Origin of the sequence: Terriglobus sp. TAA 43 (assembly GCF_000800015.1) — a bacterium.
In the GTDB taxonomy this organism is placed as follows: Bacteria; Acidobacteriota; Terriglobia; order Terriglobales; family Acidobacteriaceae; genus Terriglobus.
This window is the reverse complement of record NZ_JUGR01000001.1, coordinates 1,388,243-1,414,660: the sequence shown is the minus strand read 5'-3', so window position 1 is coordinate 1,414,660 and position 26,418 is coordinate 1,388,243. Positions and strand designations below refer to the sequence as shown.

Annotated in this window: 16 protein-coding genes; 5 read left to right on the top strand and 11 right to left on the bottom strand. The window is 54.7% G+C overall.

All coding sequences use genetic code 11. From position 1 onward, the window contains the following. Positions 1–161 precede the first annotated feature (161 nt). Both M504_RS05895 and M504_RS05890 read left to right on the top strand, forming a co-directional pair. Positions 162–1,355, top strand: coding sequence for a formylglycine-generating enzyme family protein (locus tag M504_RS05895; protein WP_232296172.1), 1,194 nt, complete (start codon positions 162–164; stop codon positions 1,353–1,355). A gap of 19 nt (positions 1,356–1,374) precedes the next feature. Then, positions 1,375–2,376, top strand: a complete 1,002-nt coding sequence (locus tag M504_RS05890; protein WP_047489010.1) for an HAD family phosphatase — start codon at positions 1,375–1,377, stop codon at positions 2,374–2,376. Positions 2,377–2,442: 66 nt separating this feature from the next. Here the strand turns inward: M504_RS05890 and M504_RS05885 are convergent, their stop codons facing one another. Beyond that, complete coding sequence (locus M504_RS05885; RefSeq protein WP_198137533.1) at positions 2,443–4,641, bottom strand: TIM-barrel domain-containing protein; 2,199 nt, start codon at positions 4,639–4,641, stop codon at positions 2,443–2,445. A gap of 140 nt (positions 4,642–4,781) precedes the next feature. Here M504_RS05885 and M504_RS05880 point away from each other — a divergent pair, with 140 nt between their 5' ends. Together M504_RS05880 and M504_RS05875 are read left to right on the top strand one after the other, a co-directional pair. Next, positions 4,782–7,085, top strand: a complete 2,304-nt coding sequence (locus M504_RS05880; RefSeq protein WP_084214142.1) for an FAD-dependent oxidoreductase — start codon at positions 4,782–4,784, stop codon at positions 7,083–7,085. Between the two features lie 21 nt (positions 7,086–7,106). Beyond that, positions 7,107–8,357 (top strand): MFS transporter, encoded by a 1,251-nt coding sequence (locus M504_RS05875; protein ID WP_052200458.1) that lies wholly within the window; start codon positions 7,107–7,109, stop codon positions 8,355–8,357. On the opposite strand, the gene M504_RS05870 is transcribed toward M504_RS05875, so the two are convergent. From M504_RS05870 to katG, 7 genes are all read right to left on the bottom strand, one after another. Next, positions 8,338–10,041 (bottom strand): glycoside hydrolase family 2 protein, encoded by a 1,704-nt coding sequence (locus M504_RS05870; protein WP_052200457.1) that lies wholly within the window; start codon positions 10,039–10,041, stop codon positions 8,338–8,340. The two genes, M504_RS05875 and M504_RS05870, sit on opposite strands and share 20 nt — an antisense overlap. A 92-nt stretch (positions 10,042–10,133) precedes the next feature. Then, complete coding sequence (locus M504_RS05865; protein ID WP_047489001.1) at positions 10,134–13,664, bottom strand: carboxypeptidase regulatory-like domain-containing protein; 3,531 nt, start codon at positions 13,662–13,664, stop codon at positions 10,134–10,136. Positions 13,665–13,708: 44 nt separating this feature from the next. Continuing rightward, the gene (locus M504_RS05860) at positions 13,709–14,995 is read right to left on the bottom strand and encodes a hypothetical protein (protein ID WP_156993578.1); all 1,287 of its coding nucleotides are present in this window, start codon (positions 14,993–14,995) and stop codon (positions 13,709–13,711) included. A gap of 329 nt (positions 14,996–15,324) precedes the next feature. Next, positions 15,325–17,619, bottom strand: coding sequence for an FAD-dependent oxidoreductase (locus tag M504_RS05855; RefSeq protein WP_047488995.1), 2,295 nt, complete (start codon positions 17,617–17,619; stop codon positions 15,325–15,327). Further along, entirely contained in the window at positions 17,616–18,914 is a 1,299-nt protein-coding gene (locus M504_RS05850) for an MFS transporter (RefSeq protein WP_084214140.1), read from the bottom strand. Before M504_RS05850 ends, M504_RS05855 begins: the two co-directional genes overlap by 4 nt. A 78-nt stretch (positions 18,915–18,992) precedes the next feature. After that, on the bottom strand, positions 18,993–20,021 hold the full coding sequence (locus M504_RS05845) for a LacI family DNA-binding transcriptional regulator (protein WP_047488989.1): 1,029 nt from the start codon (positions 20,019–20,021) through the stop codon (positions 18,993–18,995). Positions 20,022–20,132: 111 nt separating this feature from the next. Next, a complete protein-coding gene (gene katG, locus M504_RS05840; RefSeq protein ID WP_047488986.1) occupies positions 20,133–22,418 on the bottom strand; it encodes a catalase/peroxidase HPI in 2,286 nt (761 codons plus the stop codon). 177 nt (positions 22,419–22,595) lie between these two features. Between katG and M504_RS05835 the strand changes: the two genes are divergently transcribed. Beyond that, positions 22,596–23,510 (top strand): LysR family transcriptional regulator, encoded by a 915-nt coding sequence (locus M504_RS05835; RefSeq protein ID WP_052200456.1) that lies wholly within the window; start codon positions 22,596–22,598, stop codon positions 23,508–23,510. On the opposite strand, the gene M504_RS05830 is transcribed toward M504_RS05835, so the two are convergent. Genes M504_RS05830 through M504_RS05820 form a run of 3 tightly spaced genes read right to left on the bottom strand, consistent with a single transcriptional unit; the run spans position 23,494 to position 26,416 of the window. Then, positions 23,494–24,294 carry an SDR family oxidoreductase gene (locus M504_RS05830; protein WP_047488984.1) on the bottom strand — a complete coding sequence of 267 codons (801 nt, stop codon included), beginning with the start codon at positions 24,292–24,294 and terminating at the stop codon, positions 23,494–23,496. The two genes, M504_RS05835 and M504_RS05830, sit on opposite strands and share 17 nt — an antisense overlap. 28 nt (positions 24,295–24,322) lie before the next feature. Beyond that, a complete protein-coding gene (locus M504_RS05825; protein WP_047488981.1) occupies positions 24,323–25,084 on the bottom strand; it encodes an SDR family NAD(P)-dependent oxidoreductase in 762 nt (253 codons plus the stop codon). An 18-nt stretch (positions 25,085–25,102) separates the two neighbouring features. Further along, positions 25,103–26,416, bottom strand: a complete 1,314-nt coding sequence (locus tag M504_RS05820; protein ID WP_047488978.1) for an enolase C-terminal domain-like protein — start codon at positions 26,414–26,416, stop codon at positions 25,103–25,105. Positions 26,417–26,418: the final 2 nt, after the last annotated feature.

Here is a 26,418-nt window from a genome sequence, read left to right as displayed (position 1 = left end):
TGAAGCACGAATGTCTTTGCATGCTAGCCCGCAAAGTCTATGGAATAGGTTGCCCCATGAAAGCTTCGAAAAGGTCCGCTTCTAAAAGGCAAGCCAGAACGGGGGCGGCGCCGTACATTCTTGGCGGAGTGTTGTTGGTTGCTGCTGTTGCGGTTGCAATTGTGATTCGAAAACCTGTCAACGCCATCGTTGCGGTGCCTGCAGCTTCTGAAGATGGACACGATACCCCTCCCTCTGAAAGCGCGAAGGCCGATACAGAGAAGCCTGACGCCATGCGGCGTGAAGGCCAAAGCAGCAAGAACGAGCCAGCCTTCCAACTGACTGTCTTAAATACCGCCAAACCATCCAGTACAACTCCTGAGGAAATGTCTTGGATTCCGGGAGGTGAGTTTTCAATGGGAGCGCAGGCACCTGCTGGAACCAACGACGTTGGCATGAAAGCAACTTATGATTCGCGTCCCATTCACAGGGTCTACGTCGATGGTTTTTACATGGATAAGACGGACGTAACCAATGCGGAGTTCGCCAAATTCGTTAAGGCCACTGGCTACGTCACCGTTGCGGAACGAAAGCCTCGCGCAGAAGACTATCCCGGTGCACCTCCGGAAAATCTCGTTGCAGGGTCTGTGGTCTTCACGCCTCCGGATCATCCTGTGTCGCTCGATAACTACTTTCAGTGGTGGCGTTATGTTCCTGGCGCAGACTGGAAACATCCGCAAGGTCCAAACTCAAACATCGCTGGTAAAGAAGACTATCCCGTAGTGCAGATTGCCTACGAGGACGCACAAGCCTATGCAAAGTGGGCGGGGAAGCGTCTTCCGACAGAAGCGGAGTGGGAGTTCGCGGCACGTGGTGGACTGACGGGGAAACCCTACGTGTGGGGCGACGAGTTTCGTCCGCATCAACACTGGATGGCCAACACTCATGAAGGACATTTCCCCGACACAAATACTGGTGAAGATGGTTATGTTGGAACCTCTCCGGTGAAACACTTTGCTCCCAATAACTATGGCTTATATGACATGGCGGGAAATGTATGGCAATGGACCTCGGATTGGTATCGGCCCGATTATTACAAGCAGTTAAGTGCGCAAGGCGGAGTCACTCGCAATCCCCAGGGCCCCGATTCATCATGGGATCCTTCTGAGCCAAGACACAAGAAAAAGGTTCACCGTGGCGGATCATATCTTTGTACGGATCAGTACTGTTCGCGCTACATGTTGGGAACTCGCGGCAAGGGCGATGCGGATACCGGAACAAATCATCTCGGATTTCGCTGTGTAAGAAACGCCGCGCCGAATGCATCCATGGCGTCTGCAAGAGAGCCTCAGAAACAGGTGTCCAAAAAATCCTAAGCCAGATGAGGCGAGCATTATGCTGATTAAAGTTTCGACCGTTGTTCTGGCATGCAGCCTACTGTTATCGGGATGTGAGAGCTCACCTGATGTAAAGACTGCAGGTGTGGACCCATTACCGTCATGGAACGACGGCCCAGCGAAGAAAGCCATCGTTGATTTTGTGGGTCAGGTGACGGCGAAAGGCCCGAACTTCGTTCCGTTGGAAGACAGAATCGCCACGTTCGATAACGATGGAACGCTTTGGGTAGAGCAGCCCATCTATACCGAGGCCATCTTCACCGAAACCCGTATTCAACAGATGGCAGCGGACCACCCGGATTGGAAGAAGAAAGAGCCCTTTGCTGCAGTGTTGAATCACGATGAAAAGGCACTTGCGGCAGATGGAGAGAATGGGGCCGCAGAGTTGCTCGCAGTTACTCATACCGGCATGACGGATGAACAGTTTGATGGGATTGTGACAAGTTGGATGCTGAATGCAAAACACCCGCGCTTCCAGCGCCAATTTACTCAATGCATCTATCAGCCCATGGTGGAACTTCTTCGCTATCTTCAGGCGAACGGCTTTACTAACTACATTGTGTCCGGTGGTGAACAGGAATTTATGCGCCCTTGGACAGACAAAGCCTATGGCATTCCACGCGAACATGTTATCGGAACGCAGATGAAGACAGCGTTCGTGAACAGCGGAGGGGCCGCTGTTCTAATGCGTTTGCCGCAGCTTGATTCGATGAATGACGGCCCAGGAAAGCCAGTCAATATCGGTCGATTTATCGGCAAGCGACCGATTGCCGCTTTCGGGAATTCTGATGGTGATCAGCAGATGCTGGAGTACACCACTGCAGGCAATGGTCTGCGGTTTGGGGCATTGGTGCATCACACGGATGCGGTACGAGAATACGCCTACGATAGGGCGTCGAAAGTGGGAACTCTCGATAAAGCGTTAGATGAAGCCGGTGAGAAGCACTGGACGGTCATTGATATGAAATCCGATTGGAAGACAATCTTTCCCGGACAATAAGGCATTGAGATGAAGTTATGTGCAACCTGGGTAAGTAGGTTGATGATCTATTCACCCAGGTTCGTCTCAGCGAGTGGTAACCGTATAGGACTCGCCGGCTACAGGATGGAAACTGTACCCGAATCCCGCCTTGCTAATTGCAACTTCTTTCCCCGAACGATCCTTCACTACGATGTTGCGTGCGCCCTTCAGCGGGGCGGCAACGGTTACACGGATCGGACGTGGATCGTCTGGCAGTGACAACGTAGTAGAACCCTTGCGAGCGACAGGATAGATGCAGGCGAAGATATCCTTGTTTTGCTTTTCCAGCGTGATCCCAGTGCCTCCAACAAATAGAGGAATCTTATCCACTGGTAACGCAAAGGCGCGTAGTAGCTGATTGCCGTTATAAAGAGTTCCTGTTTCGAAGTCCATCCATTCACCCGCGGGAAGATAGATGTCTCGTGTAGTCGCAGTGGCGTAGTCATTGCCGTACAAGGGGGCCGCCAATAATGCTTCGCCGATCAGCCACTCATAGCGATGATCTGTTGCATTCTCGTGGGCGTAGACGGCGCTGTCATTCGGGTAGGCGATGGGCAGTGGCGTCATGGTCCACGGATAGCCGTCAGCGGCAAAGCGTCGTCCGTACTGGAACAAGTAGGGTGAGATGCGGTCATGAAGTTGTGCCGCTTTGCGCATCACGTTAGCGACTCCAGGACGGAAGCTCCACGGTGGTTCGCCCATACCCATGCTGCTATGCAGCGAGGCCCACATGGCGTTGCGCATCATGTAGGTCTCCATCTGCGGCGTGCGCTGTGTGTTGAAGTGGCTTTCACCGAACGTACCGCCAACAATGTCTGGATACACCAGCGGAAATCCTGCATAGGCCAGAGCGAGCGCGTTCACCGGACCGCGATCTTGATCCTGGTTGTAGTTGAAGTCGTTGATGCGGTGCAGATCACCGTTCGAAGAGAGATAACCATTGCGTTCAATAATGAGTTGATTTTGCGCCATCAGTCGGTCATTGGTTGGATCTACCTTGTCATCACGTAGCGGATACTTTCCATAGCCATAGAAGTCCTCTTTCCATCCGCTCACACCATAGTCCTGCCACTTCTTGACCAGACCCATGTACCAATCCAAAGCAGCAGGATTGTGTGCGTCCAGAAGGTAATACGGCATCTTGGGCCAGCCGCCGGTGAAGGATTCCGCTTTTCCGCTTGCATCTTTCAGAAAATAGCCATGCTTCACGCCTTCATCAGAGTAGGGGCCCGTCGTGATGAAGGTGATGCGAAGACCAAGCATCGACACGAGTCCTTCTTCCTTGAAGTGCTGGAACATGCCGCGCGGGTCGGGATACTTTTCTTTATCCCAGTAGCCGAAAGACGTGGTTTCATGCATGGATTCGGGTTGCGAGGGCCAGAAGCCGGAACCGACCACAATCCAGCGAAGAGGGAAGCCGTCCTTCAGGTAATGATCAATGCTCTCTGTATCCGTCTTCTGATTGGTGTCCCAGCCAAGTGCGCCAAATGCCTCCCAACCCACACCGAAAGCGGCATACTTCGGCACCATAACCCGATATCCCGCGGCGTTTCTTGCGGCTAGGTACGCTCCATAAATTGCATGCGGATCACCGAAAAAATAATGCATGCGCACATCGCCATGCGCATGTTCGACACCCTGAACAATCTCACTGCCGCTGGTGTGCACAATTTTGCGGTACGGATCGATCAAGACTTCCGCAAATCCCTGCTTCGGATAAATGATGAAGTTGCTGACGAGCCGCGTAAGGCCCTGGCCAGATAGGAAAATATCGTCTTTGAACCCCGTTACATCCGTATTGAATTGTTTGTTCTCAAGCGTGGAGAATTGCTTTTGCTCGGCTGCGTGATCTGCCAATCCATACGCAGGCGATGCGCCAGCTGTGATGAATCGCACTTCCGCTCCCTCGTGCGCTGGATGCACGGTCATAGCGACGTGGTGAGGCTCAATACGGATCGAGAGAGTCGCCAGGCCGCCGGCGGACGTCTTGCCGTGCAGAGTGCAGGGAGATGCCGTGCAGCTATCTGTGAGAGTCAACGGACTCCCGTTGATCAAGATACCGGCAGCAGGCGAAGCCGCGACCGTTTTATTGCCATTGCTGTCAATCGAAAAGCGCGCGCCCGTACGCTCCGCATGAAAGACAATCCCGGAGGAAGAAAGCTGGATATTGCTCTGAGCAATGGCGCTGAAAGGAAGCAGGACGGCGACAGCCATAATCGCTGTCGAGGAACGAAAAGGAAGCAAGTTCAATCCTCCAACGGGCGGCCATGAAACGATATCAAAATCCGCCCGGTTCTTTACAGGTTTAACGTTTAACATGTACTCTCTTCGACGTTAGCTTGACAAGCTCTTTTTCCTCCTCGAACAGACGGGATTATGACGGTATGCATGAACTGAAAGACACAATCGGCGCGACTGGGGCTAGTACGACGGCTGGACCGAGGACTTTGCGCCAGCAGACCATGGACGCTGATCTGATAGTGGTTGGCGGAGGACTTTCTGGCGTCTGCGCCGCCATTACCGCTGCGCGGCAGGGCGTACGGACCGTTCTGGTGCAAGACCGGCCGGTGCTTGGTGGGAATGCGTCGAGCGAAGTGCGGCTTTGGGTATTGGGAGCAACATCTCACATGGGCAACAACAATCGGTGGGCACGTGAAGGCGGCGTGATCGATGAGTTGCTGGTGGAAAACATGTGGCGCAACCCGGAAGGGAATGCCATTGTTTTTGATTCCATTCTGCTCGAGTGGACGCTACGTGAAGCCAACATCACACTCTTGCTGAACACCGCAGTGGATTCCGCAGAGACAGAAGCCGGAGACGGCCGCATTACAAGTGTGAGTGCATTCTGCAGTCAGAATCAGATTCGCTACAACATTACAGCGCCGCTCTTCTGCGACGCGTCTGGCGACGGCATCCTGGGATTCCTTGCCGGCGCAGCCTTCCGTGTGGGGGCGGAATCGCGCGCGGAGTTCGGTGAGCTATTGGCTCCTGAAACAGAGGATCACTCACTGTTGGGGCATTCGCTTTACTTCTACACACGCGATACCGGCAGGCCCGTGAAGTATGTGCCTCCTGCATTCGCGTTGAAGGATATTACCGCGATACCGCGCTTTCGCGAACTGCGTGTAACGGATTCAGGATGCCGCTTGTGGTGGCTTGAATACGGCGGAGCCCGTGACACGGTGTACGAAACGGAAGAGATCAAGTACGAACTGTGGAAGGTCGCGTACGGAGTCTGGAATTACATCAAGAACTCCGGTGAATTTCCAGAAGCAGAAACGCTGACGCTCGAATGGATGGGAACAATTCCGGGCAAGCGTGAAAGTCGTCGTTTTGAAGGCGACTACATGCTGATGCAGCAGGACGTGATTGAACAACGCCATCACGACGATGCTGTTAGCTTCGGCGGATGGGCTGTCGATCTGCATCCGCCGGATGGTGTCTATAGCTCACAGCCGGGTTGCACGCAGTGGCATAGCAAAGGTGTTTACACCATTCCGTATCGCACCATGTACAGCCGCAATGTACCCAACCTGTTTCTTGCGGGTCGCATTCTCTCGGCTTCCCATATCGCATTTGGTTCTACGCGAGTGATGGCCACGTGCGCTCACAGTGCACAAGCAGTGGGCATGGCTGCCGTGGTCTGCAAAAGCGAACGGCTTCTGCCGCGTGATCTGACACAACCAGCGCACATGGTTCGACTGCAGCAAGTCCTGCTCGCACACGGTCAACACATTCCCGGTGTGCGTTTGCAGGATGCTCAGGACAAGACACAGAGTGCAATTATCACGAGCAGTTCCACGCTGAAACTCGCTGAGCTTGAGCCCTCTGGTGAATGGGAGACACTGTCACAGCCCATGGCTCTTTTAGTGCCGCTGCTTGCTGGTGCTGTGCCACGGTTTACATTGGCTGCGCGAGCAAAGGCAACTACCGAACTCCGTTGTGAGTTGTGGATCAGCAGTCGCGACGGCAACACCACTCCTGACGTGAGGGTAGACGCACTGGCCGTCACACTCAAGGAAGGCGAGCAGGAGGCAGTGATTGCGTTTTCAGCAAGCATGTCCAACGAGGCTCACGCGTTTGCCATTCTGCATACCAACGAAGATGTGTCTGTTGCCTTGAGCACCGAGCAAGTAACGGGAATTCTGACGTTAGCTCAGAAGATGAATAAAGCAGTTGCGAAAAGCTTGGTACAGTCGCCGCCGGAAGGTTCAGGGGTAGACACCTTCGCGTTCTGGCTCCCCACGCGCAGACCACAAGCACGCAACCTTGCCATGCAGTTTGAGCCAGCGCTTGATCTTTTCACTGCGGCGAATGTTCGCAACGGAGTTGCACGCCCGTGGAGCGGCGCGAATGCATGGCTGCCTGCTAAGGATGATTCACAGCCTACGTTGAAACTAACGTGGGATGAACCTCAGTCCATCCGTGAGGTTGTGCTTGGCTTCGACACGGACTTTGATCATCCAATGGAATCCGTGTTGATGGGCCATCCAGAACGCGTTATGCCAGCATGCGTTACGGCATTTGAAGTTCGTGCGGGTGATAGAGTTTTGGCGCATGTGAAAGAGAACCATCAGACGCGCTACACGCTAAATCTTGCAGAGCCAATCACGACTGGAGAGCTCGCCATAAGTATTGTGGGTCATGGTGATGCAATCCCCGCGATCTTTGAAGTTCGTTGCTACTGATCGTAAAAACAGGAGAGCGCTGTGGAGAAGCAGAACAGCCGGATGAGCGCGCGGCAGTGGCAATTGGTGGTGTGGCTCTTTTTGATTGCGCTGGTGAACTATTTTGACCGGCAAAGTCTTTCCGTTGTAGCGCCGCGCATGCAGGCGCTTTTGAATCTGGATGACCAGGGCTATGCGCACATAGTTAGCCTTTTTCTGTTCGCCTCTGCAATTGCCTATGGCATCTCAGGATTCATCTCCGATCGGCTTGGAACGCGTCGTTCCATGGCGCTTTTCGTGGGCTGGTGGTCGCTAGCGGAAGCTGCAACCGCATTCGTGCATACAGCCTGGCTCCTCGGTCTTGCCCGTTTTTGCCTTGGACTTGGCGAGCCCGGCCTTTGGGTCGCTGCGCCGAAGGCTGTCGGCGAAACCTTCGATGAGAAGCGGCGTCCGCTGATGATTTCCATTTACACGATGGGTGCGACAGTAGGTGCGATTGTGGCGCTACCCATCATCACAGCGGTTACAACACACCTTCCATGGCGCTCGATCTTTCTCTTGGACGGTGTTGCGGGTTTACTTCTCGTTCCTGTGTGGTTCTGGATCTATCGCAGCAACGAAAGTGCTGCATCGCAGCAGCCTGCAAAGGCCAGCGCCCTGGCCGTACTACGGCGCTCCGCAACATGGAAGCTTCTTATCGCGCGCAGCATCACTGATCCGGTGTGGTACTTCCTGCTGTTCTGGTTTCCGAAGTATCTACTCAGCGCACGACACCTTCCGCTGGGTTCGGTAGCAAAAGTGGGATGGATTGTTTATGCAGGTGGTGGACTTGGCACGTTGCTGGGCGGCCTGATCTCAGGACGCATGATTCGCTCCGGGTTGCGCCCGGGACTTGCGTATCGCCGCATCATGCTTGCAGCAGCCTGTATTGTTCCTTTGAGTCCGCTTGCAGCATTCGTTCCCGGAACACTTTCATCCATCTTGATCGCTGCACTGATTGCATTCGCACATATGGGGTGGCTTGCTACGCTGACCGCCGTGTTGGTGGATCTATATTCGCAGCAGCAGTTGGGCAAGGCCGCAGGTTTGGTTGCAATGGGCAGCGGCTTTGGTGGGATGCTCTCCAGTGAAGCCGTTGGTTATTTCGTAATGCACGGCGGCTACACGCCGGTGTTTTGCTTAATGGCTGTATTGCATCCCATTGCGATTACGCTGCTGTGGCCGGTGTATACCAGCAGGGAAGAAGGTCACCTGCCACAGCAGCTTGAAGTGGCTACGGAAGTTCCGTCTTAAACAACTGCTGTACCACCGGGTAGCTATCGCGTTTCTGGCGCATGAAGTCGACCACACCCCAACTACGAATCCCGTTGTCCGGTGTGCCGCCGATGAATGAGCGATAATCCGCCCACGTCCACAAGGAGCCGCCAACCATCCACGGACGCGCTTTCATCGCATTCACTGCATCGGTGATGTCTGCAGTGCGTTTTGGATCGTGCATTCCCGGTTCACCCATCTTGCCAAATTCAGTTACAAAGATTGGCTTATCAGGATAAAGCTGGTGTGCGTAGTCGAAGCGCTTTGCGTAATTGCCATAGACGTTGATTGAGACGAAATCGCTGTACTGGCTCGCATCATCAGAGCCTTTCTTCACTGCAGGATCGCCTGTATAGCGATCGGCAAACGTGATCAAGCGCGTGGGATCCAGCTTCAATGAAAACGCGCGCATATCACGCGTCCATGCCTTTCCTTCGTCAGTGTAGGATTCGTACTCGTTACCCACGCTCCACGCAATGACGGATGGATGGTTCCATTCCTGCTCGATCATCTCTTGCTGCTGCTTCTCGAAACGCTGGCGAATATCAGGATCAGCCATCTGCCACGAACTCATGTTCCAATTACCGGCTTCAGGAATGATCAACATCCCGTGCTTGTCTGCAAAATCCAGCAGCGCTGGTGGCTGCGGATAATGTGCAATGCGCATCATGCGCATGTTGAGCGCCAGCATATCGCTCATGTCACGTTCAATCGTGGCGTCAGACTCAATCAATCCATCGAGTGGATCTTCACCGACGCGATTCGCTCCATATAGATGAACCGTCTTGCCGTTGAGCTGCAGCTCTGTGCCAACAACGCGAATGTCACGCACGCCAACCTTCGCATCAAGCGCGTCTCCGGTCGTCTGCAAGTGTGCGTCGTACAGGAAAGGATCGGCGACACTCCAGAGATGGGCGTGCGATAACTTTCCGGTCCAGGTCAGCTCTTCGTCGGCATTGGCACCAATTCGTTTATGAGGGAACGATACGGCCAGTCCGGCCACAGTCCCCGTAATGTCGGTAGTGTGATCGGTGTTGCCGCCGTTGTGTGCCCATGCGTGAACAGTGATGGTGGCATCGCCGGTCTTTAGATCAGGCTTCGCATCCACCTTCATGTTGCGAAGATAAACTGCATCTGTCACCAGCAAGCTCACCGGCCGCACAATACCACCATACGGCAGCCAACCCACAACCGTGATGCGGCCGTCATTGTTCACGGAGGAAGGATTGCCAGTTGCCAACGCAGGAATCGAACTGATCGTTGGAATATTGTTCGTCTCTACCAGAATGCGGTTCTTGCCCGGCTTCAGAAGCGAGGTCACATCGTATTCAAAAGCTGTGTAACCACCTTCGTGTGTGCCCAGGCGCTTGCCATTGACCCATACCGTTGCCACGTCGTACACGGCGTCAAAGTGAAGACGAACGACCTGTCCGGGTTTGAGTGATGGCGCGTCAAAATCGCGCTGATAAAGCGCCGAACCAATGTAATGACGCCACCGTTCTGTACCGGTCCAGCAATGTGGAACTTCTACGGGAACCGGATTATCCAGTGTTGTCTTGAAAGTCCAGCCGCTGCCATCCAGTGAGATTCGTTCCGCGGCGAAGGCTGTGCTGGCAAATGTCATCAGTGCAAGTGCTGCAGCGGTGGTACGAACGAAGTTCATCTGTTGAGTCTCCTGTGTGTTCTTCCGTAAAGAAAAGCAGGACGGAGAAGGGATTCTCCATCCTGCAAAGTGGGGAGGCAGTCTTCCAATCCTTAGAAGATGATCTTGCCTGCAAGCTGTAGCGAACGTCCATCCGCAGCCGAACTGATCACACCAAAGGAAGAGCTCGTATTGCAGCCACCCGCCCCTGCTGCAGGGCAACCGGCACTGACACCGTTGCCGTTCACTACAGGATTAGTGGAAGCGCCGAATCCTGTTCCTGGCATACCAAAGTTCGGATGGTTCAGGAAGTTAAATGCTTCGGCTCGCAGTTGCAGCTTGAAGCGGCCATAGATCTCCGTCGTTTTGAAGATTGAGAGATCGAAGTTCTGGGTTCCCGGTCCACGAACATGAGGCAGGGTACGCGGAACGTTGCCGAAGGTGTAGTCATCCGGATTCTGGAAGGCCAACGTGTTGAACCATGCATTGATGTTCTGAGACTTATTCACCACGCTCACACCCGGAACATAGTTTGGACGGGTTGCAGTGCCTTGTGAGTTTGCGCCCGTAATGGTGAGCGGAGTACCTGTCTGGAAAACGCCGATCAGGTTGAGTTGGAATCCGCCAACTACGCGGTTGAGCAAGCCACTATGAAGATCGAAATGTTGTCCTTTGCCGAAAGGCAGATTGTAGAGGGCGCTGATTGTGGCACGCTGCGAAACGTCCGACGGGTCCAGAGAGTATTCGGCAGCGCGGTTGTAGGGATTCTGATAGCCATTATTCGATGCCAAGCCATTCAGATATGCCAGTGGTGAATTGACACTATCCGTGAGCAGTTTGCCCATGGTGTATCCGAAGAGAACGGTCAGGCCATTCTTAGCTTGCCGCTGTGCAGACAGTTCCAGATAGTCCGCGTGCAGGTTGCCCACATGCGCGTTGTATGTACTGATGTTCGAGTAGTAGGGGAAGGGGTTGAGCAAAGTCTGTCGTGACACCGTTGCTGCACCGAGTGAACCCGCAAATTTACCGGAGTATGGATTGGCGACCTGAGTTTGCAGGTATGTCTTACCCAGAGAGAAGTAGCTAGGATTCAACGAATTGATATTCCAACCACCCGCTGGAAGATGAACGCCGTGATTGCCAACATACGTTGCCTGTAATACGACATCGTACGGAATCTGCCGCTGCACGCTCAATGTGTATTGCTGTGACTGAGGCGACTTCCACGCGCCCGGAGTTTGATAGCCAACGGCCTGGCCGAGGAAACCAAGCGGACCATACGATGCGCCTCCAGGTTGAAGTGGGTCATAAGGGAATCCATTCTTAAACTGGAAGGCCGCCTGGTTGGTTGTTGCGCTGTAGTTGGTGCTTGTGGATGAGAAGCCATTCGTTTGGCCGGTGTAGATGGAGTTAAAGAACAGCGGATAGTAAATGCCGAAACCGCCACGCAACACAGTCTTGCCATCGCCCGTGAGCTGATAGGCGAAGCCAAAGCGAGGACCAAAATCACGATAGCTCTCTGGAACGAAGTTGCGACCTACACCTGGCGTATTTGCATACTGCATGATGCCGGTATAGCCACCAGAGGTGAGTGTTGGATTGAAATTGCTGTAGCCGTTGTTCTGTTCAAAGGGCTGCTGCTGGAAGTCATAGCGCAGGCCAAGGTTCAATGTCAGACGATCAGATACGGACCAATCATCCTGAATGAAACCAGAAACACTGAACGCGCGGTCTAACTCGCCAAGATTTGTGGTGATGCCTGCTGAACTGACGGCGCCTGCAAGAAACGTCGCGTAAGTATTTCCGGTATTTGTTGTTCCGGCAACAGCAGCAGTGCCGGATGGATCTTGGGTAAGACTGGCTGCGAAGCTGAAGGTTCCGGACGGTGTATTGCGTTGCAGGTTCGCACCAGCGTTATAACGCCAGTCGAAACCGAAGCTAAGCGCATGCCGCTGGATGACTTTGCTGACGGTATCTGTAACTTCCGGAAGTGTGTAAGCACGAAAGCCGATGGTCTGATTGGAACCCGGCAGTCCGTTGCTCACTGTAGGAATGGCAAAGTTGGGAACGTTTGAGGGAAGACCCAACTTCTGTGGCCAGTTCTGTCCTGCGCTGGCTGCCTGGAAAGGGAACTCTTGGCGCTCAATGGAGAGGCGAAGGTCATTGATCAGCGAGGAAGAGAAGACGTGCGTGTCTCCAACGAGCAGTTCTTCCGCGGTGTATGTGTCATAGCGGTTGGCTACGATTGGATTGGGATAGTATGTGCCGCCGCCCGTACCGCCGTTAGTGTAGTTCTGATAGTAAGCAAAGCGCGCAAAAAGCGTGTCCTTCTCACCGAGGTGATAGTCGAAACGGCCCAATGCGTTGTACATGTGCGACAGGCCCTGTGCGTTAAACAGGTAGTTGTTCGTGTTCGTGCGCTGCTGTGCAACCGTCGCTGGGACGTTATTCGGTAATGGGTAGAAGTTGTTCTGGTAAGAAACAGCGACCGGGTCAAGATTCGTTACCTGGTTATTGGCATAACGCTGACGCGTATAAACCGTGTTGCCACCTGTGGTGGTGGTGGTCGTCGTGTAAGGGTTATAAAGCGGAATAAAGTTGCCGTTGGCGTCGATCAGTTGGCTGAAGTCACCCGCTCGTTGCGCGGCAGTAGGCACGCTAAGAAATTGGGGCGATGCCTGCTTGAACTGGTACGTTTCAAAGTTGCCGAAGATGTACGCCTTGTCCCTGATAATTGGGGCGCCCATGGCTCCGCCGAACTGGTTGTAACGCAGTACTGGCTTTGCGACCACACCGGTGCGGGCGAAATAGTTGCGTGCGTTGAACACGTCATTTCGCAGAAACTCATAGGCTGAGCCGTGAATGCTATTCGTACCGCTACGGCTGACCAGGTTGACGACACCACCCAGCGTGAAACCATACTGTGCAGAGAAGACACCGCTCTGCACTTTAAATTCCTGGATGGCATCTACCGTTGGATTAACTGCGATTTCGCCGGTCGTAGTGGAAAGATTGCTCTGACCATCAAGGATGTAAGAGTTCGATCCAGTGGGCGAACCGTTGATCGAGATAGCCGACAGATTTGTACCACGGTTCGCAAATCCGGACTGTGCCACCGTGGTGTTAATACGAACACCCGGCGTCAGCGTCGTGAGAGCGATGGTGTTACGACCATTCAGCGGCAATTCTTCGATGGATTTTTCACCGATCACGGCACCCAGCGTCGCGGATGTCGTGTCGAGCGCGGCTGCCTGTGTGGCTTCGACGACGACCGTATCGTTTACGCCACCAACGGTCAGAGTCGCGTCTTCATCCACGCGTTGGCCTACGGTTACGATCACATGGCTTATGACTGACTTTCCAAAGCCATCCCGAGTGATTGTCACGCGGTAGTTGCTGCCTGGATTCAATGGCGGAGAACTATAGAAGCCCGCGTCATTCGTCTTCAGATGGATGACATCGTTACGGTCAACGTTTTCAATGTCTACGGTGGCGTTCGGAACCACCGCACCGCTGGAATCATGTACTGTTCCAGAAATGTTGCCCGTTCCCTGTTGCGCATAGAGCGGAAGCGCGCACAGGAAAATGGGCGTTGCCAGCACTGCTGTTCGTGCCAGTTGCGTTTGCCTCAAGGACTTCAACATACCTTCACCCCAGGATAGGTCTACGTTCTTCTATGTATTGCTACTTACCCGATCCAGAACTCGAAGCTCTGCGGTGGCACCGTGATTACGAGGTCCGCAGATACTTTCTTGTTGGAAAGAGAAACGTCACGTGACTGCACGGTGTAGCGGTGTCCGCTAAGCTGAGCGGAACGCACTCCATGCAGATGGAACTGGAACGGCGCGGTGCCTCTATTCGAAAGAGCGACGCCCAATCGGCCGTCCTTCGAGCGCCAGACGAGAATGCGCTGGTCATTACGAACTTCGCTCTCGTCAACGGCAAGCCGAGTGGAATCCCACGGTAGATACTTCAAAAATCCCGCAATCGCGTTATAGCTGTGCGGGTTGTAATCCCAATGACCTGGTTGGATCTGGGGTGCAATGTTGTTTTTCAGCTCACCTTCGGGGCGCCAGAATCCCAACGCATATCCAGTGGCTTCTAAATTCGAGACAGGCTTCAGCGCATGAAGCCAGTACCAGACTGGCGAATCCTCAAACGTCATCCAGTTCATCAACGCTTGCCCCGTGTTCATGAAATAGCCATCAACTGGCATGTTCTTGTCCCAAGGCTGGTACTCGAATTCATTTTGGTAAACCGCTTTACCTGCGGCACCTGCCAGGTACTTCTCGCGCAGCGTGATCTGGTCATTTGAATTGTGGCCAATCTGATGCCATGTCCATGCATCAATCTGCTTCAGCAGCGCGGGATCTTTACGAATCTCAGCGGCATACAGGCCTGCGGGGCCATCCCAGCTTGGGGCATGAATCTCTACAGCAGGGAACAGCGCATGGACCTTCGGCGCGGTGGGCGCAAGGACCGTGTGATAGTCCTCAGGCGAATAGAAGCAGGTAGAGTACGACTGCCCTTTATCTGTGCCAGCAGCGGCGCCGGGCGTTGACTTCAGATGACCCACCACGGGTTCATTCTGAAGACCCCACTGTGCAACGTGTAACCCATGCGATTGCAGATAGCGAAGATCCTGCACCATCGCATCACTGAACTGATTCACAAACTGTGCGTCATGCCCGGCAATGGGTCCGCCATAGTATGTTTTGTTCTGCTTCCAATAGGGCGCGGGAGACCAGTACTCCACATCGAATCCCTGGATGCCGGACAGGTCCTGCATCTGCTTCAGATCGGCCATCTGTCCCGGATAGCGCTCCACAATGTGCTTTTGTTCCGCATCCAGACCGCGTAAATAAAGGCCCATCGCCAGTCGCGCATAGCGGAAGCCATGCAACATCTCTTTGGCGAAGCGCACCTTCTCCTCAGGTGTCAGATCATGCGGAACAGCAATTACTTCTTCGGGCATTCCCGCATTGCCAGACGCGATCGAATCACTTTGGATTTCAAATCCGAGTCCGCGAATCACTTGATGCGGCTGGTCATATCGAAGTGTGTAGTCACCTTGATTCTGCGCAACAGAGCAAACGGGAATTGCTGCAAACAGCAGGAGTATCGCAGTGGATCGGCATTGCTGTCGCACGATTCGAGATGTGATCAAGGAACTTTGGAGTGACATGGTTAATCGATTAACTAGACGGCGGCGAGATTAGAAAAACTGTGAATGCATTGTCAAGACCTTTTCTCGGGACCGTTTTGTTTTCGCGGAAAAGGTTACGTATCGGGCGCGAATACCTGTTAGTACAGGCGGATTTCGTAGATCGCTGCCGAAGGATCGCCAGGCGTCGCGAGTACTACAACGCGCATGCGATCTGTGCGAATTGGTTCGGCGAATGTGACTACGTTTCTTCGCTGATAGTTACCGCGAACTTCAGCAATGGTGCGCCAGTTTTCGTTGTCGCGAATCTGTATGTCGTAATCACGAACACACTGCGGATCGCGATACATCGGTGCATACGCGTGGTATTCCCGCAGTAGATGGCCGGGGAAAGTTAGGATTGCTTCCGAAACGTTTTGCGGTGTTGCCCAAGCCAGCTCCAGCCATTGTGGAAGCGGTTGTTTCGGATCAGAGCGCCACAGATTGGTGGTGGCATGCGGGCGCGTTACTCCGCTCAAAACGTTTGCAGCGGCGAACGACCTCTGTGGTGGTTCTACCTGCATGGAGAGCGTGACACCGCTTGAATAGCGGCGCATCTTGCCTGGTGACATTTCAAACGCAGACACGTGCCCCGGCTCCACGGCGTTGGCGACATGCCATTGAACATGACGGTTTGGCAACAGATCCACGCGAATGTAGCCATCTTCGTGAAACGCAGCATCTGCAGGAATTTGCCAGTCAATCCATTGCTTCGGCCCTGGAAACAGAATGACTTCACCTGCGCAGATTTCCATCGCATCGTCCACGCGATAGTCCCAGATGTGCTGCACCTTCATCAGCTTCACAGAGACTCGCTGCGGGATCTCACTTGTGTTCGACAGGTAGAAACGCAACGTTTGTAACTTCTCACCACCAAGAGCCACCCACTGTCCACGGCGTTGCAGCAATTCTTCTCTCAGGGGCACTGCCTGATCACGCCAGAAGGCAAGACCTTCATGTGCGCCAAGACTCTCCGGACCCACGCCCATGAAGCTTGCTTCGCTTGACGCAGAGACGGTGGCACGTTGAGCTAGATCGCCCGCATCTTCATTACGCACATTGGGCAGGAAGCAGCCCTCGCGTAGAAGCATTTGCTGTACCTGTTTGTATTCAACCGTTGCAATGTGCGCGGGCGAAGTCTTCCGTTGAGTAGCCAACGCAGCGGCTACACCAGCAGCTTGTCCCATCAATGCAGTAGTAGCCATTACGCGTACGGTGGACAATGCGCAATGTGTAGCGCTCACGTTGCGACCTGCCATCATCAGGTTGTCGACGTCCTTGGCCACAAGGCTTCGCAGGGGAATTCCATAGGGGCCAGCATAAGAGCGTGCCGCGTATTCGCTTGTCTCGGAATAGCCTTCTGCACTCGCGGGTTCGCTGGTAGGAGCCAACAACCCGCCCGGTGTATGGATGTCAATGAACCATCCGCCGAAGGCGATCTCATCTTCATGAACGGTGCAACGAATCGCATCCCATTCGTTCATCAGATAGAGGCCCATGATGCGACGGCTTTCGCGTTTTCCGGGAACCTGGCCAATCCAATCCAGCGCCCATTTCTCCGCAAGCTTCATCGTCTTTGGGTCGCGATTTTTAATCCAGTCCCACACGCCTAAAGTGTGCCGCGTAAGTTCATGACGAATCTCTTCCGCCTGATGAATGGTGTCGTAGGGAACGCCGATCTCAATCCACCAATAGCCACCGCGGATCTCTTTCGGAAGGCGGCCCTGGTCATAGAAGAAACGCGCATCGTCATAATGCATAGCCCATTCCGGTCGCTTAAAAGGGACGGGACGCCCCATGTCACGCGCGCGGAAGTGAATCGAGTTTCCCATGATGTCGCCGTTGGCTACGGCAGGTGCGTGGGGCTCGTTGAACTCGGCTTTGCCTTCGCTGCCCATGCGCCATTCGCAACCTGCCTCGGCTGCAACCATGCCATCACCTGTGCAGTCGATGAAGACCTTTGCTTCCAGGGTGAGGTCTACTTCCGCATTGCCAATGCGGCAGCGCACTGCCTTTAGCGTGCGCCCTTCCATCTCAACGCCAAGCACCGCGGTGTTCAAATGCAGAGTCAGATTAGGCGTGCGCTGCACCAGGTCGTACTGCACCATGTCCCACACGGAGTTGGTCCAGCCGTTCTCGAAAATTTCTTCGTGATTCTGAGCACGTTCCTCGATCAAGAGTTCCGAGAGAATGCCGGTTTCGCGCGCGTAAGCGTGAAATGCAGCAGCGCCATGCGGCGTTACGCGAACCTCGGAAGAACTGTTGCCGCCGAGCACCGGCCTGTCCTGCACCAGGCATGTTGCGGCACCGCCTCGCGCTGCCGCAATGGCCGCGCATACACCTGCAAGACCGCCTCCGCACACCACCACGTCATATTGTTCCGTCTGCTGCTTCATCCCTGTCCTCCTGCAACTGCACGCGATCCAATGCGCCACCACAACAGCAAGGCAGCCAGCGGATGCAGCATGCACAACCCGTAAAACACAGGCGCATAGCCATGTGTCTGAATACTTGAGCCAATCATGGCGGCTGTAATCAACCCACCGGCGGCGCTCGCAGAGCCAATCATGCCTTGCACAGTCGTTGCCATGGAGCGCGGAAACAGGTCAAGGGTCATCACTGTGGCATTTGTCATCCATGCCATATGGCATAGCGCCAATGCGCTGAGTATGGCAATCGCTGCCCCGACGCTATGCAAGTGCGGCACGGTGCAAAGTGCAAACATGCACGCAGCTACTGGAAGCATGACTACAAAACGAGCACGCAGTGTGCCCAAACGTGGGACAAGTTTCCCAGAGATAAATCCACCCAGAAGCGAGCCTAAGTCGGCAGACACGTAGAGAATCCAAAGCGTGGTGCCAACAGTCTTCAATGTGAGTCCGTGTGCGTCCTGCATGTACTTCACAGACCAGAACAGGAAGAAGTACCAGACGCTATCTGTCATGGTGCGCGTGATGAGCAGCACTGCGATATGGGGCTGACGTAGTACAGTGAGCCAAGGCACCGAGGCTGCGCGTTCATGCTGCACTTCGGGGTCGCGATACAACAGCATCCATACTGCTGCCAGGACAGCCCCAAGCGCTCCGGTGACGAAGAATGCAGACCGCCATCCGAAGACCGTCGCGAGGCCTGCAGCAATCGGCACGGCGACCGCCGCGCCCAGCGTGCCGCCCATGCTGTAAATACCGACTGCAATGGAGCGCTCGCGTTCGTTGAACCAGTCTCCGGAGGCGCGCAGAGAGGCGGTGTAATTGCCTGGTTCGGCTGCGCCAAGTGCGAAACGGCTCATGGCCAGCGAGAAGAAACCCCGCGCAAATCCTGTACATGCATCGGCGACCGACCAAACCAAAAGAAACACGCCCTGGGTCCATCGTGCGCCGAAACGATCCACCAAACGTCCGGAGAGTGTGTACATCACCATGTAGGCCAGCAGGAATGCCTGCACAACATGGCCATAGTCCACATCGGTGAGATGCAGATCATGCTGCATCGTGACCGCGAGCACCGACAGTGTTTGCCGATCGACGTAATTCACCACCGATGCGAGCAATAGCAGCCCAGCATAGAGCCATCGCCGTGGGCTGGCATGTGCAGCGTGCAACGTCGTCTCTCCTCCGCTTTCAGCAACCTCAACGCCCGTGAGGGGCGGCGGGATACTGAAAGCCGAATCAGACGAAGTTTGGGAGCTCATAAGAGGTTAACCGTTTAACGTCGATTAACCTAACAAGGCATTCCCTCCTGTGTCAAACACTTTTATTTTTGGGTCAGGCTAGGTAGTGTTCCCGGCGGAGAACGTGAAGGGCAGTAAAACGCGCTGTGGTGGCCGCTCCGGCTTTTCGATAGCGTCAATCACCATGTCTGCAGCGAGTTGTCCCATCTCGAAGACAGGAATAAAGAATGCCGTTGGACGTGGTCGCAAACCACCCGCATTCGCGGAGTTGGCGCGAGCCAGAATGGCTACATCGCCGGGTGCGGATAGGCGGCGTGCTTCCATGTAGTCGTAGATGTGCACCAGCAGTGTGTCGTCTGCTGCAAAGATTGCGGTTGGGCGATCCTTCTTGCGCGCGAACCAGCCGTCCATAATGCTGAACGCCTGCGTTTGGTCGTAATGCGTGCAGCCGATATGCTCCTGCTTTAATTCCAGGCCAAAATCGATCATGGCTCTGCGCAGCCCCTGCAGCAGATGGATATGCGTGGGCAATGTGCTTTCACCGCTTAGGAATGCGATGCGCTTGTGGCCACGCTGCACAAGGTAACGAATGGCCGCTTCGCCGATTGCAGCGTCATCCACGCCCACATAGTTCACCGGGGCGCGGCCGTAGTAGCTGTTCATCATTGCGAACCGAATCTTCGCTTCATTCAGCTCATGAATGGTTTCGTTGATGTCGCGTGCAGAGCAGGAACGTGTGTTGATGAAGAGCAGGCCATCCGTAAAGCGGCTTTCCAGTATCTGATCGCGGGTAGTGCGACCAGGGCGTCCGGAAGGCGAAAAGATCAGAAGGTTATAGCCCCGCTTCATCAGCGTGGACTGGATGCCCGAAAGCGCCTGCGCGATGAATTGATTGAAGAAGATCGGATCGCGCATGGGAACAACGAGTCCCAGAAGGCGACTGCGTTTCTCAGCCAGTGCCTTTGCCAATTCGTTAGGAGAATAGGAGAGTTCGTCGGCGATTTTATAAATCAGATCGCGTTTTGCGGCACTTACGCGCGTAGTGTTGCGGTCGTTCAGTGCAATGGAAACTGCTGCGATGGATACGCCAGCGCGTTTGGCGATGTCACTTAGCCGGGATGCTGCCATGGAGGCAATCCTACCGTACTCACAGATGGAATGAATAACGTCGAACGCCCGATCCTTAGCCGATACGGTAGAGGAGCGGGCGTTCGCGTCGTTATTGTGCCTGACTTAACTTTATGCAAGATCAAAGCGGTCTAGGTTCATCACCTTGGTCCATGCTGCAACGAAGTCGTTTACGAACTTCTCCTGCGTGTCGGAGGAACCGTATAGTTCCGCCAGCGCGCGAAGCTGCGAGTTGGACCCGAAGATCAGATCTGCGCGTGTTGCAGTCCACTTCGGTGTACCTGTCTTGCGATCGCGAATCTCAAACGACTCGCCATCGTTCGACGTCGACTTCCACTCGTTATTCATGTCCAGCAGGTTTACGAAGAAATCGTTTGTCAGCGATTCGTTCCGTGACGTGAACACACCATGCTTTGTACCGCCATAGTTTGCATTCAGTGCACGCATGCCACCAACAAGTACGGTCATCTCCGGCGCAGTCAAAGTCAGCAATTGTGTCTTGTCCAGAAACAGGGCCTCGGAAGGAATGCCGTACTTTTCCTTCACATAGTTACGGAATCCATCAGCAACAGGCTCCAGAACACGGAATGACTCTACGTCGGTCTTTTCCTGCGTGGTATCCATACGGCCCGGCGTGAAGGGAACAGTGATGTTAATCCCTGCGTTCTTCGCGCCCTTTTCCACGCCGACGCCGCCAGCAAGAACAATCAGATCGGCAAGCGAAATCTTCTTGCCGCCTGTGAGTTTGCCATTGAAGTCCTTCTGAATGCCCTCCAGCACCCCGAGTACTTTGGCAAGCTGCGCAGGTTGATTCACCTCCCAGTTCTTTTGCGGCTCCAGGGCGATGCGTGCGCCGTTCGCGCCGCCACGCTTATCAGAGCCACGGAAGGACGAGGCGGAAGACCATGCGGTGTAGACCAGTTCTGGAATCGTAAGGCCCGAGGCAACAATCGCTTTCTTGATTTCAGCGATATCGTTTTCGTCTACAACCTTGTGATCCAGAGCGGGAATCGGATCTTGCCAGAGCAATTCTTCTGCAGGAACTTCCGATCCCAGATAACGCGACTTGGGACCCATATCGCGATGCGTCAGTTTGAACCATGCCCGAGCGAACGCATCCGCAAGCTTGTCAGGGTTTGCATAGTAGTCGCGCGAAATCTTCTCATAGATCGGATCGAAGCGCAGCGCCAGATCCGACGTCAGCATCCGCGGCTCAATCTTCTTCGATGCATCAAACGCGTGGGGTACGGTGCCAGCGCCGCCGTTGTTCTTGGGCTTCCACTGGTGCGCGCCTGCTGGGCTCTTGGTCAGTTCCCACTCATACTCAAACAGGTGCGTGAAGAAATCATTGCTCCATTGCGTGGGCTTGGTTGTCCATGTCACTTCCAATCCGCTGGTGATGGCGTCCGCACCCTTGCCAGAGCCGAACTTGTTGTGCCAGCCAAGGCCTTGCATTTCCAGCGGAGCACCCTCAGGCTCTGGTCCAACGTTGTCTGCTGGCCCTGCACCATGCGTTTTGCCGAAGGTGTGACCACCAGCGATCAGCGCAACGGTTTCCTCATCATTCATGTGCATACGGCCAAAGGTTTCGCGGATGTCATGCGCGGAGGCAATCGGATCGGGATTTCCATCCGGGCCTTCAGGATTCACGTAGATTAAGCCCATCTGCACAGCAGCCAAAGGATTTTCAAGCAGACGTTGGTTTGTGCCTTCAGCGGTGCGATCTGTTTCCGTTTCATGGATTGGAGCATCCGCAGGCAGCGTAGCAGTGCCGCCTTTGGCATAGCGATGATCGCCGCCCAGCCATGTCGTTTCGGTACCCCAATACACATCCTGTGCAGGCTCCCACACATCTTCGCGTCCACCAGCGAAACCGAAGGTCTTGAAGCCCATCGACTCGAGCGCAACGTTACCGGTAAGGATGAGCAAATCTGCCCATGAGAGCTTATTGCCGTACTTCTGCTTCACTGGCCAAAGAAGGCGGCGAGCCTTGTCCAGGCTGACGTTGTCAGGCCAGCTATTCAACGGAGCAAAACGCTGCAGGCCTTGTCCTGCGCCGCCACGGCCATCGCCCATGCGATAGGTACCAGCGCTGTGCCAGGCCATGCGGATAAACAATGGGCCGTAGTGTCCGAAATCGGCGGGCCACCAGTCCTGCGATGTGGTCATAACAGCGTGCAGGTCTTTTTTCACGGCTTCCAGGTCGAGGCTATTGAAAGCGTCCTTGTAATTGAAATCCTTGCCCATGGGGTTGGACAGTTCGGAATGCTGATGGAGGATGCCAAGCTTCAGTGCGTTGGGCCACCAGTTCTGATTTGATGTACCTTCGCCTGCCGCATGGTGACTCGGGGCGCCTGCGCCGGGCTGATGAAATGGGCACTTTGATTCGCTGGACATATGTTTCTCCTCTACTTGCCTTTGAAGAACCGCATGCAAGGTCTGGGTGCACCATTGCACGGCATTGTGAATTGTCTATGACGGCGGAAACGCACACCGCGGAGCGAGATTGAATGTAGCACCGGGGCAATGGATAGGGGAAATATATAATTGCCATGCGAGGCATAGAAGAAAACTATGGAAATTCAACAACTCCGATACGCCTGCGCAGTTGCTGAAACAGGTAGCTTTAGCCGTGCTGCGGAGTCATGCCATATTGCGCAACCATCGCTATCGCAGCAGATCCAAAAGCTGGAAGAGGATTTGGGTGCCAGGCTCTTTGACCGACTTGGCCGTCGTGTGCGACTTACGGAAGCCGGGCAGGCCTTTCTTCCGCATGCACGAACGATCTTGTCGCAGCTTGACGCAGCACGTAATAGCGTTGCCGAGACGTCGGCAGATACGCAAGGCAAGATCACTGTGGGTGTTATTCCCACCATTGCCCCGTATCGAATGCCGGGTTACACGGCTAATTTCACGAAGAAATTTCCTGCGGCAAAGTTGCGCATTGTGGAAGAGACAACGCCTGTACTGATCGACGGTTTGCGCGATCTCTCGATTGATATCGCCATCCTTGCGTTGCCACTCCGACATAAGGATCTGGAGACATACACGCTTCACACCGAACCCCTCTTCGCTGCACTCCCGAAGACACATCCGCTTGCTCGGAAAAAAGGGCTCACGATGAAGGAACTGCGCGGTGAGTCATTTGTGATGCTGCGCGACGGGCACTGTTTCCGTGATCTAACCATCGCCGCTTGTACACATGCGCGAATCACACCAAACATTGCCTTTGAAAGTGGGCAGTTCAGCAGCCTGCTGGGTATGGTGGCAGCAGGCATAGGCGTATCCATTGTGCCGGAGATGGCCGTCGACACAGGCGCAGCGTGTCACTACGCGAGAATCCTTGAACCGCGAGCCTCTCGCACAGTTGTGGCTGCTGTACTGCGCGGCCGGAGCTTCAGCCATGTGCAGCGGGCATTTCTCGCGGACATGGCACGGCAGTCGTCGCAGGGGAAGAAGACGCAGCAGTCCCTTAGTGAAGCGCCTTAACTGTCAGCATCCTGTCCAGATGCACATAGCCGCCGTCTACGTGGATGTGTTGGCCAGTTGTGTGGCTTGATTGTGTGGGAGACAACAGAAATACCGCAGTCGATGCGATCTCCTCTACGCGTGTCATGCGGTGTTCCAGCGGCACTTGCGCCGCAATATGCGCAACAGTTCCGTCGGGATCCGCAAGTGTGCGCAGCCACTTTGTGTATTGCGGCGTCATGACTTCGGCGGGAATGATGCAGTTCACACGCACGCTGAAGGGAATCAGCTCTGCGGCCCACTCACGTGTTAACGCTAACAATGCGCCTTTGGATGCAGCATAGCCTGAGGTGCCGCCTTGGCCAGTGACAGCGACCTTGCTTGCAACATTCAGAATGGAACCACGGCTGACCTTCAGTAGAGGAACGGCATAGTGAGCAAGTGCATAGCAATGCAACAGGTTCACCCCCAAACTGCGTTGGAAGCCGTCAATCGAACCGTGTTCTAATCCCACGCCGTCGTTGAAGCCGGCATTATTCACCAGCGCATCCAACCGTCCATAGCGTTCACGCACATATTCCATTGCGCTGCGACAATGCTCTGGATCATCAAGTTCGGTTACGCGAAGTTCGCAGGGAAGATGGCGGTCCCACATCTCCTGCATAAACTCTTCAACCCCTTCCGAGATGCGGCTCAGCACGAGTACACGTGCGCCTTCTGCAAGGCAGGCGCGTGTAATCGCCTGACCGATGCCACTGGCACCGCCCGTAACAAGAATGACGTGATCCTTTAGTCCAAGGTCCATTGCGTGTACTCGTAAATCTGCCGTTGATCTATCGCAGGTTGGTGAAGCCACCGTCAATCAGAACATCGGTGCCCGTGATGAAGCTGGACGAGTCGGAGCAGAGAAAGAGTGCGAGTTGTGCGATCTCTGCTGGCGTTCCCATGCGTCCGATGGGTTGTGCAGCAGAGAGTGTCTTCATCATTTCCTCTTCACGGCCGGGATAGTTCTTTGCCAGGAAGCCATCGACAAACGGCGTGTGAACCCGCGCGGGCGAAATGCAGTTAATACGCAAACCTAACGACAGGCAGTCTTTCGCCGCAGACAGAGTCATGGAAAGAACGGCGCCCTTCGTCATGGAATACGCAAAGCGGTCCTTGATGCCCGCTGTTGCGGCGATGGATGCCATGTTCAGAATGACGCCGGCGTGCCGCGGCTCCATATTGCGGACAGCAGCCTGCATGCACAGATAGGTCCCACGCACATTCACGCGGAATAAACGATCAAAGTCATCGGACGATGTATCGACAACTGTGCCGATGTGCGCAATGCCAGCACTGTTCACCACGATGTCCAACGCACCCGCCTGCGCAAAGGCGGCAGTGACGCTCGCGTCATCAGAAACATCGCATGCAATCGCATGGCAGGTTGCATTTGTCTCTTTCGCAATGCTGTCTGAAGTCGCTGCGACTACACCCTGATTCAGGTCCAGCAGAATCACTTCCGCACCAGCCGATGCAAATGCTTCTGCAATCGCCCTGCCGATGCCGCTTGCTGCACCCGTAACCAGCGCGCGCTTTCCCTGCAATGTCATGTATCTCTCCCTACGTGTTTAAGCAGTGGTGGAGGCAGAAGCCCAGTACGTTCCCTGCGGAAAAGCGTATTCCTGCAGCGATTCCTTACGGACCTCGATGCTGTATCCGGCATCTTCCGGCAGCATGTAGCGACCACGTTGAATGCGAGTGGGAACAAGGAAGTGCTCGTGCAAGTGATCAACGAACTCCACCACGCGATCTTGCAAGGACGCCGAAGCCCAGATGTAATCAAACGCCGCCAGATGCTGTACATATTCGCAGAGGCCTACACCACCGGCATGTGGGCATACCGGAAATCCAAACTTCGCGGCCATCAGAATGATCGCGAGGTTTTCATTCACGCCTGCAACGCGGCAGCTATCAATCTGGCACACATCAATGGAGCCAGCCTGCATCAATTGTTTGAACATTACCTTGCTGTGGCAGTGTTCGCCGGTGGCGATGCGAACGCCTGTTTCGCGGCGAATGCGAGCGTGGCCCAGGATGTCATCCGGGCTCGTGGGCTCTTCCATCCACCACGGCTGCAGTGGCTTCAGAGCGGTCGTGCGGTCAATGGCTTCCAGCACACCCCACTTTTGGTTCGCGTCCACCATAAGCTTGTTTTCCCAGCCGATTTCTTCACGTACCAGCAGGCCGCGGCGAAGATCGTCCGCAGGATCACCGCCCACCTTCAGTTTGAAATGTGTCCAACCGTCGGCAAGAGCTTCCTTGCAAAGTCTGCGAATCTTCTCATCGCTAAAGCCAAACCAACCAACACTGGTGGTGTAAGCGGGTAGACCTTTTTCACGCAGGAAGGCGATACGCTCTGCACGAGTTGATTCGTTACGGCGAAGGATCTCGAGCGCCTCTTCCGGTGATAGAGCATCATCGATATAGCGGAAGTCAATGCACTGCACAATCTGTTCCGGCGTCATCTCCGCAAGCAGCAGCCACACCGGCTTGCTCTCCACGCGCGCCCACAGGTCCCACACTGCATTCACCAGCGCAGCAGCGGCCAGATGAATGACTCCTTTTTCCGGTCCCAGCCAGCGGAATTGTGTGTCGCCTGTCAGTTCGCGTGCGAACGCCCCCATGTTGGAGGTGATCTCTTCCAGCGTGCGACCTACGACGAAGCGCGAAAGAAACTCAATGGCCATCACGCAGAGTTCCGTGCCGCGTCCCAGCGTGAAGGTAAGGCCATGTCCTTCCACACCGCTGTCAGTTTCCAATACGCAGTAGGCTGCGGAGTAATCCGGGTCTTTGTTCACGGCGTCGGACCCGATGCTGAAACGTGATGTGGGGAATCGCAGATCAACTGTGCGACAACGCGTGATTCTGGGTGATGCGGCCATTA

What these genes read in the sequence shown, in the direction of transcription:
- M504_RS05890 (WP_047489010.1), top strand. Translation starts at nt 1,375, where the DNA reads ATGCTGATTAAAGTTTCGACCGTTGTTCTGGCATGCAGCCTACTGTTA.
- M504_RS05880 (WP_084214142.1), top strand. Translation starts at nt 4,782, where the DNA reads ATGCATGAACTGAAAGACACAATCGGCGCGACTGGGGCTAGTACGACG.
- M504_RS05870 (WP_052200457.1), bottom strand. Translation starts at nt 10,041, where the DNA reads ATGAACTTCGTTCGTACCACCGCTGCAGCACTTGCACTGATGACATTT.
- M504_RS05865 (WP_047489001.1), bottom strand. Translation starts at nt 13,664, where the DNA reads ATGTTGAAGTCCTTGAGGCAAACGCAACTGGCACGAACAGCAGTGCTG.
- M504_RS05860 (WP_156993578.1), bottom strand. Translation starts at nt 14,995, where the DNA reads ATGCCCGAAGAAGTAATTGCTGTTCCGCATGATCTGACACCTGAGGAG.
- M504_RS05855 (WP_047488995.1), bottom strand. Translation starts at nt 17,619, where the DNA reads ATGAAGCAGCAGACGGAACAATATGACGTGGTGGTGTGCGGAGGCGGT.
- M504_RS05850 (WP_084214140.1), bottom strand. Translation starts at nt 18,914, where the DNA reads ATGAGCTCCCAAACTTCGTCTGATTCGGCTTTCAGTATCCCGCCGCCC.
- M504_RS05845 (WP_047488989.1), bottom strand. Translation starts at nt 20,021, where the DNA reads ATGGCAGCATCCCGGCTAAGTGACATCGCCAAACGCGCTGGCGTATCC.
- katG (WP_047488986.1), bottom strand. Translation starts at nt 22,418, where the DNA reads ATGTCCAGCGAATCAAAGTGCCCATTTCATCAGCCCGGCGCAGGCGCC.
- M504_RS05835 (WP_052200456.1), top strand. Translation starts at nt 22,596, where the DNA reads ATGGAAATTCAACAACTCCGATACGCCTGCGCAGTTGCTGAAACAGGT.
- M504_RS05830 (WP_047488984.1), bottom strand. Translation starts at nt 24,294, where the DNA reads ATGGACCTTGGACTAAAGGATCACGTCATTCTTGTTACGGGCGGTGCC.
- M504_RS05825 (WP_047488981.1), bottom strand. Translation starts at nt 25,084, where the DNA reads ATGACATTGCAGGGAAAGCGCGCGCTGGTTACGGGTGCAGCAAGCGGC.
- M504_RS05820 (WP_047488978.1), bottom strand. Translation starts at nt 26,416, where the DNA reads ATGGCCGCATCACCCAGAATCACGCGTTGTCGCACAGTTGATCTGCGA.